This is a genomic window from Microbacterium sp. NPDC056736, from assembly GCF_042790415.1.
Lineage (GTDB): Bacteria > Actinomycetota > Actinomycetes > Actinomycetales > Microbacteriaceae > Microbacterium.
The window spans coordinates 407301-418739 of sequence record NZ_JBHTZE010000003.1; the positions used below are offsets into that span (position 1 = coordinate 407301).

An 11439-nucleotide genomic window follows, 5' to 3' on the forward strand; every position below is an offset into this window, starting at 1 on the left:
GATTCCCTGACACGTGAAGGATTCACACAGTGAAGATCTCCCGCATCGCCCAGGTGGGCGCTGTCGCCGCTGTCGCGGCCCTCGCCCTTGCCGGCTGCGCCGCCAATGAGACCGCTCCCGGCGACACCGGCGGCACCACCTCCGACCTCTCCGGCGAGATCGCCGGCGGCGGATCGTCGGCGCAGGAGGTGGCGGTCCAGGCCTGGACCGCCGGTTTCCAGACCGCGAACCCCGACGTCACCATCACCTACGACCCGTCCGGCTCCGGCGCTGGCCGCGAGTCGTTCCAGGCGGGCGCCTTCCCGTTCGCGGGCTCGGACCGCGCCTTCACCATCGAGGAGATCGAGGCCGGCCCGTTCGACGCGTGCGTGGACGGCTCGGGCATCATCGAGCTCCCGACCTACATCTCGCCGATCGCGGTCATCTTCAACATCGAGGGCGTGGACGCGCTGAACCTCGACGCCGCCGCGATCGCGGGCCTCATGGCCGGCACGATCACCAACTGGAACGACCCGGCGATCGCCGCGCTCAACGAGGGCGTGACGCTTCCCGATCTGGCCGTGACGCCGGTGCACCGCGCCGACGACTCGGGCACCACCGAGAACTTCACCGACTACCTGTTCCAGGCCGCCGGTGACGTCTGGACGAGCGAGCCCGACGGTGTCTGGCCGCTCTCGTCCGGCGAGGCTGCGCAGGGCACCTCGGGTGTCGTCTCGGCCGTCGCAGGCGGCAACGGCACCATCGGCTACGCCGACGCCTCCCGCGCTGCCGAGGAGGGCCTCTCGACCGCCGCCGTCAAGGTCGGCGACGAGTTCGTCGAGTACTCGCCCGAGGCCGCTGCGGCGATCGTCGACGCGTCGCCGCTCGAGGAGGGCCGCGGTGAGGGCGACCTCGCCATCGAGCTCCAGCGCACCTCGGACGAGGCCGGCGTCTACCCCATCGTCCTCGTCAGCTACATGATCGCGTGCCAGGAGTACGCCGACGCGGCGGTCGCACCGATCGTCAAGGGCTACCTGCAGCACGTCGCCAGCGCCGAGGGCCAGGACGCCGCGGCCGAGGCCGCCGGCAGCGCCCCGATCTCGGACACCCTGCGCGAGCAGGTCAACGCGGCGATCGACCTGATCGTCACGGACTGAGAACATCGATGCCCGGCCCGGTCGTCCACGACCGGGCCGGGCATCGCCCCTGAGAAGACCCGAACCCGAAGGACACCATGACGACGACCACCGCCCCCGCGGCCAAGGTCAAGCAGAGACCAGGAGACCGCTGGTTCTCGGGGACCGCACTCTCGGCCGGCCTGATGATCCTCGTCACGCTGGCCGCCGTCGCGCTGTTCCTCATCATCCAGTCCATCCCGGGCCTCACCGCCACGAGCGAGACCGCGAGCATCCTCACCGGGAACTTCTGGGAGTATGTGTGGCCCCTCGTGTTCGGCACGGTGTGGGCGTCGTTCCTGGCGCTGCTCATGGCTGTCCCGCTCGCGGTCGCCGTCGCGCTCTTCATCTCGCACTACGCACCGCGTCGCCTGGCGCAGGGTCTCGGCTACGTCGTCGACCTGCTGGCCGCGGTGCCCTCCGTCGTCTTCGGCCTCTGGGGCATCCTCGTGCTCGCCCCCGCCGTCCAGCCGGTCTATGCCTGGCTCAACGCCAACATGGGGTGGTTCCCCCTCTTCGGCGGCACGGTGTCCAGCACCGGCCGGACGATCTTCACCGCTGCGATCGTGCTGGCCGTCATGGTCGTCCCCATCATCACCGCCATCTGCCGCGAGATCTTCCTGCAGACTCCCGTCCTCCACGAGGAGGCCGCGCTCGCGCTGGGCGCCACCCGCTGGGAGATGATCCGCATGGCTGTGTTCCCGTTCGGGCGCAGCGGCATCGTCTCGGCCTCGATGCTCGGCCTGGGCCGCGCCCTGGGCGAGACGATGGCCGTCGCCATGGTGCTCTCGGCGACCGGCGTCGTGACCTTCCAGCTCTTCACGTCGGAGAACCCCAGCACGATCCCCGCGAACATCGCGCTCACGTTCCCCGAGGCGTACGGCACCAACATCAACGTGCTGATCGCCACGGGCCTCATCCTCTTCATCGTCACCTTCGCGGTCAACGCCATCGCCCGATGGATCGTCAGCCGTCGCAAGGAATTCTCGGGGGCGAACTGACATGACCGTGACGACCGCTCCTCCCGAGGCGCCGCAGCAGGCGCCGGTGCGCGAGACACCGCGCCTGACCAGCGGGCACCTGCCCGCATGGGGGCCGTGGGCCATCCTCGCCGGCAGCCTCGCCATCAGCGCGATCCTGTTCGGCGTCCTCTCGATCGGCTCGGGCGAGGGCTTCAACCTCGCCGGGTGGGGCGTCGTGGCCGCCCTGCTCTACCTCGCGCTCATCACGACCACCTCCTCGCTCGTCGAAGGACGCCGCAAGGGCGTCGACCGGCTCGTGACGGGCGTCGTCACGATCGCCTTCCTCGTGGCCATGGTGCCGCTCGTCTCGCTCGCGATCACCGTGCTGGTCAACGGCGTCGCGGGCCTGTCCGCCGAATTCTTCACCTCGTCGATGCGCAACGTCGTGGGCGAGGGCGGCGGCGCGCTGCACGCGATCGTCGGCACCCTGCTCATCACGCTGGCGGCGGCGGTCATCTCGATCCCGATCGGCATCTTCGCCGCGATCTACCTCGTGGAGTACGGCGCGGGGAACCGGGTCGCACGCGGCATCACCTTCCTCGTCGACGTGATGACCGGCATCCCGTCGATCGTGGCCGGCCTCTTCGCGTACGCCGTCTTCGCGCTGTTCTTCGGTCCCGGCATCCGCATGGGCATCATGGGCTCGATCGCGCTGGCGGTGCTGATGATCCCCGTCGTCGTGCGATCCACCGAGGAGATGCTCCGCCTCGTGCCCAACGAGCTGCGCGAGGCGTCGTACGCGCTCGGCGTGCCGAAGTGGCGCACCATCGCCAAGGTCGTCCTCCCGACGTCGGTCGCCGGAATCACCACCGGCGTCATGCTGTCGATCTCGCGCGTCATCGGCGAGACGGCGCCGCTGCTGCTCACTGCCGGCGTCGCCACCTCGATGAACTACAACCTCTTCGACGGGCGCATGATGACGCTCCCGGTGTTCGTCTACACGCAGTACATGAACGCGGGCATCCCCGTCGAGGCGTACCACAACCGCGCCTGGGCCGCCGCGCTCGTCCTCATCGTCATCGTCATGCTCCTCAACCTCATCGCGCGCATCGTCGCGAGGGTCTTCTCGCCGAAGCTCGGCCGCTGAGCATCCCCAACCCGAAAGCACCGACGGAAATCATGTCCAAGAGCATCGAAGTCAACGACCTCAACGTCTACTACGGCGACTTCCTGGCCGTCGAGGGTGTCTCCCTCGACATCGAGCCGCGCAGCGTCACCGCCTTCATCGGCCCCTCCGGCTGCGGCAAGTCGACCTTCCTGCGCACCCTCAACCGCATGCACGAGGTGATCCCCGGCGCCCGCGTCGAGGGCGAGGTGCTGCTCGACGGCGACAACCTGTACGCGCCCAACGTCGACCCGGTGCTCGTGCGCCGCCAGGTCGGCATGGTGTTCCAGCGCCCCAACCCGTTCCCGACGATGTCGATCAAGGAGAACGTGCTGGCGGGCGTGAAGCTCAACAACAAGAAGATGTCGAAGTCGGACGCCGACGCCCTCGTCGAGAAGTCGCTGCGCGGCGCGAACCTCTGGAACGAGGTCAAGGACCGCCTCGACAAGCCCGGCTCGGGCCTTTCGGGCGGTCAGCAGCAGCGTCTGTGCATCGCGCGCGCCATCGCCGTCTCGCCCGAGGTGATCCTCATGGACGAGCCCTGCTCGGCGCTCGACCCGATCTCCACGTACGCCATCGAGGAGCTGATCGGCGAGCTCAAGAACGACTACACCGTCGTCATCGTGACCCACAACATGCAGCAGGCGTCGCGCGTGAGCGACAAGACCGCGTTCTTCAACATCGCGGGCACCGGCAAGCCCGGCAAGCTCATCGAGTACGACGAGACCAGGACCATCTTCACCACGCCGTCCGTGCAGGCGACCGAGGACTACGTCTCGGGTCGATTCGGCTGATCGGCGGTCAGTCGCGCGGGGTGAGCAGGTAGCGGTTGAAGGACGCCGTCAGCTCACCGTCGACGGGCACGTCCCTGCCGTCGATCGCGCGGATGGGCGCGGCCAGGCGGACGCTCGACACCAGCCACGCGGCATCCGCCCGGGCCAGCGCCGAGACGGGGATCGTCTCGTACGCGGTCTCGGCGCCCCGCTCCTCCAGGTGCGCGAACAGACTGAGCTGGGTCGTGCCGTGCAGGATCCCGCCGTTGGGCGCGGGCGTGAGGAACCGGCCGTCGACGCGGAGGATGAGCGAGGCCGTGGGCGCCTCCAGGACGAAGCCGTCGGAGGTGACGAAGATCGCGTCGTCGGCGCCCCTGCGCTTCGCCTCGCGGATCGCCGCCATGTTGACGGCGTACGACAGCGTCTTCGCCCCGAGGAGCAGCCACGGCGCCCTCCGCGGCGTGTCGATCCCGTAGCCGCGGTCCAGCGTGACGACGCGGATGCCGCGTTCGCGCACCGCGGCGTTGTCGGGGGCCTCCGCGGCCGTCACCCACGCCGTCGGCGTCGGCCCGTGCTCCACCCCACGGCTCAGGATGAGCTTGATGACCGCCTCGGCGTCGGGCGGGCAGTGCTGGGCGGCCACGGCGATCGCCTGCCGCCACTGTTCCCGGTGCGGAGCGGGAAGGTCGCACAGGGCCGCCGAATGCGCGAGGCGATCGAGGTGGGGACCGACCTCCTGCGCGTGGCCGTCGACCACCCCGATGGATTCGAAGATCCCGTCGCCGCGCTGCGTGCTCATCTCCCCGACGCTCAGCGCCGGTGCGGTCACATCGATCGGTGTGAAGGTGTCGGAGAAGTCCGAGCGCGGGTCGTCGGATGCCGCGGGGTCGATCACGAGGGCGAAGCGCCAAGCCATGTCAAGAGCTTAGGCCGGGGAATACGGTCCCCTGGGCCTCGGTTAGACTGTATCGGCCGGGCCGCAGTAACCCCGGGCTCCATCTTCTGCCGCTGCGAGCGGCCTCGCGCCGAGAGGCGTTCTGCGGCCCGGCACTCGCATTCCCGGCCACGGCCGCCCGCCGGATGGCTCAGCTCAGCGCGTCGCGCCGCCACAGGGCGGCGCAGGCCGACAGATCGGCGGCGAAGTCCGAGAGCCGCAGCGCCCGCGTGGTGAACGCGGAGGCGCGGTCGGGCTCGGTGACCTCGTAGTCGTCGGCGAGATGCGTGGCGCCCGACGCCTGCACGCGGCAGAACGCCGCCGCCCTGTCCAGCGCCACGGCGAAGTCGCCCTCGAACAGGCCGCGGAGGATGGTGTCCACCAGCGCGACCAGCTCGTCGGGTCCGGCGGGCGACGGCGCTCCGGCCACCACGTCGTCCGCGGAGGAGAGCTCGGCACGGCCGCGCTCGTAGAGCAGCGCAGAGGTGCGGGGGTCGTCGTGGATCATCAGCTGCACGAGGTACAGCCGCCACAGCGCACCCGGGAGGGTCTTCGCCGGCGACCGCGACCACAGCTCGGCGATGTCGTCGATGCCGTGCTCGTCGGTGAACGCCACGAGGCGGTCGACGATCGCGCCGTCCGGGTCGGCACGGACGCGTGCCAGCAGCGCGTGCGCGGTGGAGTGGGCGACGCGGGACACCTCGGCCGGATCCTCGGCCGAGAACCGCCGGTCGAAGAGTTCGGCCGGCCGCCGGACGGGCTTGTGGAAATCCCGGGACGCGTCGCTCATTCCGTCCAGGCTACTCGCCGCCACGAGCACCGGCTCGCGCAGCTCCTGGTCCCGCTTCAGCGCCGCGGCCCACGGCAGGCACACGGGGCAGCGCCGCTTCAGACCTGGTTGATGCGGATGTGGTTGCCCGCGGGATCGCGGAACGCGGCATCCCGCGGTCCCCATCCCTGCTCCTTCGGCTCCTGCAGGACCTCGGCGCCGAACGCCCGCAGCTTCTCGAACGTCCCGTCCAGGTCGGTCGTCGTGAAGACGTACGGGCCGGGGCCGGATCCCTTCGCGATGAGCCGCTCGAGCGCTTCGCCGTCGTCGGGCGAGCGTCCGGCCGTCGGGTCGGACACGACGAGCGAGAGGCCGGGCTGCCCCGGGAATCCGAAGCTCACCCAGCGGTGGCCGTCGTACGACACGTCGTTGACGACCTCGAGGCCGAGTCCGTCGCGGTAGAAGGGGATGGCGGCGTCGACGTCGTCGACCGTGATGGGGCTGTACGCGAGTGCGATGTTCGTCATGACAGCCACGCTAGGGGGCGACGGGAAAGCGCGCTTCTCCGATCCTGCTCGGTCTGAGCCGCGGCGCGGCCCCTCGCGCTACGCGTAGCGCGTCGGCCGCGTGAGGATCTTCGCCACGCACAGCGGCATGGCCTCCGCGGCGTCGTGCGGCCGCGCGCGGTACGAGCTGGGGGTCTCCCCGACGATCTCCGTGAACGTCGAGCTGAACGAGCCCAGCGACGTCGCACCCACGGCGGTGCAGGCATCCGTCACCGACATCCCCTCGCGCAGCAGCGCCATCGCGCGCTCGATGCGGCGGGTCATCAGGTACGCGTACGGCGTCTCGCCGTACGCGGCCTTGAACTCGCGCGAGAAGTGCGCGGGCGACATGAGCGCCTGCGCCGCCATCGTGGGCACGTCGAGGGGCTGGGCGTAGTCGCGGTCCATCAGATCGCGGGCGCGGCGCAGGTGCGCGAGCGTCTGGATCGTCTGCCGGGCGGATGCCACGCCCTCACGCTACCCGCATCCCCCGTCGGCGGCTCACGCCGTGGGGATCTGCACGATCGGCTGGGACGACGGCTCGCCGGTCGGCGAGCCGCCCTGCGGCTCGACGGTGATCGCGATCACATCACCCGACTCGACGGCGCCGTCCAGCAGCGCGGTCGTGGTCAGGCCCTCGGGGTCGAAGGTGCCGGCCGACTCGGCCGCCCCGTCGCGGACGAACCACATCTCGTAGGTCTCGTCGTCGGCGATCTGCGGCAGCCCCTGCGAGACCAGCACCGCCTTGCCGACCGACTCGGACCAGTGGGCCGTCGCGGAGCCGCCCTCGACGACGTCGACGGTGGCCGACTGGGCGTCGGGCGCCCCTTCGATCTCCTGCAGCGCGACCACCGCGGGCGGCCGGTTGAGATAGTCGTTGACCATCGCGGCGCCGAGCCCGAGCGCCACGAGCAGCACCATCGAGGCGGCGAGCGCGACGATGCCCCGCGTCCAGTTGCGGCGGGAGACCGCCTGGATCGTCGCAGTGGTGGGCGGAGGCTCCGTCGCCCGGCCGGAGGCGGGGACATCCGCGGGCTGCGCAGGCGCGCGGGCGCCGGCGGGTGCGTCGTCGTCGGGGCCGGGCGCCTCGGCCGACGCAGGTTCTTCCGCGCCGGCCCGGGGCCACGCGCCCACCGGCGCGGCGGCCGCGGCGACCGACGCGTCGATCGACGGAAGCTGCGGGGTCGTCGCGATGCGCGCGAGCAGCGTGGAACGCAGCGTGAGCGGAGGAAGGGCGTCCGGTACGTCGTCGGCGAGCGAGGCGACGGTGGCGGCATCCGCCCGGACCCAGTGCTCCCACTCCGGGTGCTCGCGACGCGCCACGTCGAATGCCGCGCGATCGGCCGGCGACAGCGCGTTCAGCGCAGCTCCTGCTGCCAGCTCGGCGAACTCCTGCTCGTCCATCACGCGGTCACCCCCATCTCGACCCTCAGGCGGGACAGTCCGTCCCGCATCCTCGTCTTCACCGTCCCCAGCGGCGCGCCCACCAGGGCCGCGATCTCGCTCTGACTGTAACCCCCGTAATACGCGAGGGTCAGCGCCTCCCGCTGCGCCTCGGGGAGGGCGGAGAGCGCGCTGGCGACCCTCTCCCCCTCGATGCGCAGCTCGACCTGCTCGGAGACCCCGTCATGGGCCACATCCAGGTCCCGGAAGCCCGCACGCACATCACGGTCCGTGCTCGCCTGCGATGAACGCACGCGATCGACGGCCCGGCGATGCGCGATCGTGAGCACCCACGACCTCCCTTGCCCTCTGTTCGGAGCGAACCGGGAGGCGGATTGCCAGACCTCGAGGAAGACCTCCTGCAGGACCTCCTCGCTCTGGGAGCGATCCACGAGGACGCGGAGGATGAGGCCGAAGACCCGCGGCGACAGCAGGTCGTACACGCGCGCGAACGCCGTCTGGTCGCCGGCTGCCACCTGCTGGAGAAGGGCGCCGATGCGGTCGACGGGCTCGGTGCCGTCCTCCGGCACGTCGATTCCGTCGATCACCACGTCCACCAGCATGCCAAACTCCTCCCCCTTTGTCGGTGCGCGCGACGGCCCGATCGTGAATGAGTACACTTCCGCCCCCGCTGACACGGCGGTGGCGGCATCCGATTCCGTCCAATCCGATCCGGGAAGCCTTCCGAACAGTCCGTGCAGCCGCTTCTGCGGCCCGCCCCCCACCGGGGTCCACCAGATCGCGGCCCGACGGCCGCACGCAGGAGGAAGACATGTCTCGCATCACCAGGAAGCGCCTCTCAGCAGGGCTCACCCTCGCGGTCGCCGCGACGTTCGCACTGTCGGCGTGCTCGATGGGCGCCGCGACGGAGGCCGAGCCCTCCGCCGAGCCCTCGGCGCCCGCCATGGAGGAGACCGAGGAGCCGATGACGGCCGACCCCGCCGGGAATCTGGTCGGGCCCGGCTGCGCCGACTACGCCGAGGCTGTTCCCGACGGCGCCGGCTCGATCGAGGGCATGTCGGCCGACCCCGTCGCGGTCGCGGCATCCAACAACCCGCTGCTGACGACGCTCGTCTCGGCGGTCAGCGGTCAGCTCAACCCCGAGGTCGACCTCGTCGACACGCTCAACGGCGACGAGTTCACGGTGTTCGCGCCCGTCGACGACGCGTTCGCCGCGATCGACCCCGCCACGATCGAGTCGCTCAAGACCGACACTGCGACGCTGACGTCGATCCTCACCTACCACGTGGTGCCCGGACAGATCGAGCCGGCCGACATCGCCGGGACCCACACGACCGTGCAGGGCGCGGACCTCGAGGTGACCGGCGACGGCGAGATGTGGATGGTCAACGACGCCAACGTCGTCTGCGGCGGCGTCCAGACCGCCAACGCCGTGGTCTACCTCATCGACTCGGTCCTGATGCCGCCGGCTCAGTGACCGACCGCCGGCCTCGGCCGGCATGCAGGGGGGTGCGAGGCCGCCGACGTTCTGTCGGCGGCCTCGTGGCGCGCTGCTTGCATGCCCGCGCCGATCCGTCAAGTCCTTATCGGCTTCTCCGCGGTGCGCCTACCGTGAGAGCAGTCCGAAGTCGCGCCGGAGGGGTCCGGACGCCGGACGGGAGGGGCATGTGACAGACCTGCGCGAGTCGGGCGAAGTCTCGACAGGCGAACTGCTGGACAATCGCTACGTCCTGCAGGAGCGGATCGGCGAGGGCGGAATGGCGCGCGTGTACCGCGCCGACGACACGCACCTCCAGCGCTCCGTCGCGGTCAAGGTCTTCCGCGAGCCCACCGACGGCATCGACTCCGTCCAGCGGGCGCTGTCGGAGACGACGCTCCTCGCCTCCCTCAGCCATCACTCGCTCGTCACGGTCTTCGATGCGCGCATCGGCACGGACGACGCCAGCTATCTAGTCATGGAGCACGTCGACGGCATCACGCTGCGCGACCTGATCGCCCGAGGCCCCGTCGACCCGAGGATCGTCGCGTCGGTCGCGATCGACGTCGCGGAGGGCCTGCACGTCGCGCACGAGCACGGGGTCGTCCACCGCGACATCAAACCCTCGAACGTCCTGCTGTGGGAGTCGCCGAGGCCCGGGTGGGAGTGGCGAGCCAAGCTGGCCGATTTCGGCATCGCGTACCTCACGGACTCCGCCCGCGTGACCACGCCCGGCGTCATCGTCGGCACCATGGCCTACGTCGCCCCCGAGCAGGCGCAGGGCGCGATCCCCGCCGCGCCGGCCGACATCTACGCGTTCGGCCTCCTGCTGATCGAGGCGCTGACCGGCGAGCGGCCGTTCGGCGATGCGGAGGGCATCGGCACCGTCGTCGCCCGGCTGTCTGCGGCTCCCAGCATCCCGGAGACCCTGCACCCGGCATGGCAGGGGCTGCTGCGCGGCATGACCGCCATCCGCCCGGACGATCGGCCCACGGCGCTCGAGGTCGTATCGGCCGCATCCCGACTGGCCGCGATGGAGAACACCATCGCCCGCGAGAAGGCGGACCCGTCCACCGCACCGGTCGCGACGCCTGTCGCCGCGGCTCCTGTTGCCGCCTCCGTCGGGACGTCCGCCGCAGCGCCCGTCGCCGCGAATCCCACCACCGGCCCCACCCAGGCCTTCGTCCAACCCACGCCCGCGGCGGCAGCGGCCACGCCCGCGGAACGAGGAGCTCTCCGCCGCGATGCCCGTATCGCCGCCGTCGCCGCAGCGGCGGCGTCACCGCAGACGGATGCCGCGGCATCCGTCCTGCCGACCGTCCCGGACGAGGATCGCCGGCCCTCTCGCCGTGCCGTGGTGATCGGAGCGATCGTCGCGGCCCTGCTCGTGCTCGGGCTCGTCCTCGGGGTGCTCTGGCTGTCGTCCGCATGGTCGGCCCTGCCGGAGCCTGCGCCGACGGCACCCGCCGAGGAGCAGCCCGCACCGGCGCCGACGGAGGATACGCCCGCCGAGGAAGCACCGGCCGAAGAGGAGCCGGCCGCTCCCGTTGAGCAGGCGCCGGTGGAGCAGGCGCCCGCCGAGGACGTGCAGCCGGTCGAGACCGGCGGAGGCGGGACCGACAACAGCGGGCCCGGCAACAACAACGGCAACGGCAACGGCCCGGGCGGCAACAGCGGCAACGGCAAGGGCAACCGCTGACGGCGGTTACCCGTTTTTCGCTCGACGCATCGCCTCAGAACGCCAGTTGGCCCCGCCGCGCTCCAGGGTCACGATCGCGTGACAGTTGCGGCACCGCACATCGCACTTGGCGATCTCCTCCTCGATCTTGGCGATGCTGAAGCCCTCGCGCACCATCGCCATCACATCCTTCCGCTTCGCCGTGCCGGGTCGGTGATCGAAGTCGAGGACCCGGAGATCGGTGTTGCCGCAATCGACGCAGGCATGCTCCGCGAGGTAGTCGGCGAGGAAGACCTTGGATTCCATGCGACGCCTCGCCGTGCGCGCGACGATGACCTGTACGTGCCGCTCACGGTTGCGCGCATAGTATGCGCGGGAGGATTCGCGATTGCAGTCTCGGCAAACCTCCTGGAGGCCGTCGGGACGAGCGGACTTACGGTTGAAATCGGCCAGCGGCTTGACCTGATGGCAGGTTCCGCAGCGCTTGAGCACCTCGTCACCCTCCTCGCCTGCCTCCGTCCGGAGCACACCGCCGATGGTAGAGCGGGCCACCGACGTGCCCGGTACCAAGAGGCATT

13 protein-coding genes are annotated in these 11439 nt (G+C 70.8%); 6 read left to right on the forward strand and 7 right to left on the reverse strand.

Annotated features, from left to right (window positions below; all coding sequences use genetic code 11):
• Positions 1-29 precede the first annotated feature (29 nt).
• From ACFRAL_RS09225 to pstB, 4 genes are all read left to right on the forward strand, one after another.
• Positions 30-1136 carry a phosphate ABC transporter substrate-binding protein PstS gene (locus ACFRAL_RS09225; protein WP_378882021.1) on the forward strand — a complete coding sequence of 369 codons (1107 nt, stop codon included), beginning with the start codon at positions 30-32 and terminating at the stop codon, positions 1134-1136.
• Positions 1137-1213: 77 nt separating this feature from the next.
• Positions 1214-2155, forward strand: coding sequence for a phosphate ABC transporter permease subunit PstC (gene pstC / locus ACFRAL_RS09230; RefSeq protein WP_378882024.1), 942 nt, complete (start codon positions 1214-1216; stop codon positions 2153-2155).
• A 1-nt stretch (position 2156) separates the two neighbouring features.
• Complete coding sequence (gene pstA / locus ACFRAL_RS09235) at positions 2157-3263, forward strand: phosphate ABC transporter permease PstA (protein WP_336396713.1); 1107 nt, start codon at positions 2157-2159, stop codon at positions 3261-3263.
• Positions 3264-3295: 32 nt separating this feature from the next.
• Positions 3296-4075, forward strand: coding sequence for a phosphate ABC transporter ATP-binding protein PstB (pstB, locus tag ACFRAL_RS09240; RefSeq protein ID WP_194396018.1), 780 nt, complete (start codon positions 3296-3298; stop codon positions 4073-4075).
• A 7-nt stretch (positions 4076-4082) separates the two neighbouring features.
• Here the strand turns inward: pstB and ACFRAL_RS09245 are convergent, their stop codons facing one another.
• The 6 genes from ACFRAL_RS09245 to sigK all read right to left on the reverse strand — a co-directional run bounded on the left by ACFRAL_RS09245 (position 4083) and on the right by sigK (position 8308).
• Complete coding sequence (locus ACFRAL_RS09245; protein WP_336396714.1) at positions 4083-4970, reverse strand: aminodeoxychorismate lyase; 888 nt, start codon at positions 4968-4970, stop codon at positions 4083-4085.
• 169 nt (positions 4971-5139) lie between these two features.
• Positions 5140-5778 (reverse strand): DNA-directed RNA polymerase subunit beta, encoded by a 639-nt coding sequence (locus ACFRAL_RS09250; protein ID WP_336396715.1) that lies wholly within the window; start codon positions 5776-5778, stop codon positions 5140-5142.
• A 98-nt stretch (positions 5779-5876) separates the two neighbouring features.
• Positions 5877-6284 (reverse strand): VOC family protein, encoded by a 408-nt coding sequence (locus tag ACFRAL_RS09255; RefSeq protein ID WP_336396716.1) that lies wholly within the window; start codon positions 6282-6284, stop codon positions 5877-5879.
• A gap of 78 nt (positions 6285-6362) precedes the next feature.
• Complete coding sequence (locus tag ACFRAL_RS09260) at positions 6363-6710, reverse strand: helix-turn-helix transcriptional regulator (protein WP_336396772.1); 348 nt, start codon at positions 6708-6710, stop codon at positions 6363-6365.
• A gap of 93 nt (positions 6711-6803) precedes the next feature.
• Complete coding sequence (locus tag ACFRAL_RS09265; RefSeq protein WP_378882144.1) at positions 6804-7706, reverse strand: anti-sigma factor domain-containing protein; 903 nt, start codon at positions 7704-7706, stop codon at positions 6804-6806.
• Entirely contained in the window at positions 7706-8308 is a 603-nt protein-coding gene (gene sigK / locus ACFRAL_RS09270; protein ID WP_378882030.1) for an ECF RNA polymerase sigma factor SigK, read from the reverse strand. The genes ACFRAL_RS09265 and sigK overlap by 1 nt, the downstream gene beginning before the upstream one ends.
• A gap of 209 nt (positions 8309-8517) precedes the next feature.
• On the opposite strand from sigK, the gene ACFRAL_RS09275 reads away from it, so the two are divergent.
• Positions 8518-9183: a fasciclin domain-containing protein gene (locus ACFRAL_RS09275; protein WP_378882033.1), complete on the forward strand. Its 666-nt coding sequence runs from the start codon at positions 8518-8520 to the stop codon at positions 9181-9183.
• 190 nt (positions 9184-9373) lie between these two features.
• Positions 9374-10882 carry a serine/threonine-protein kinase gene (locus ACFRAL_RS09280; RefSeq protein WP_378882036.1) on the forward strand — a complete coding sequence of 503 codons (1509 nt, stop codon included), beginning with the start codon at positions 9374-9376 and terminating at the stop codon, positions 10880-10882.
• A 6-nt stretch (positions 10883-10888) separates the two neighbouring features.
• Here the strand turns inward: ACFRAL_RS09280 and ACFRAL_RS09285 are convergent, their stop codons facing one another.
• Positions 10889-11389, reverse strand: coding sequence for a hypothetical protein (locus ACFRAL_RS09285; RefSeq protein WP_336396720.1), 501 nt, complete (start codon positions 11387-11389; stop codon positions 10889-10891).
• Between the last annotated feature and the right edge of the window lie 50 nt (positions 11390-11439).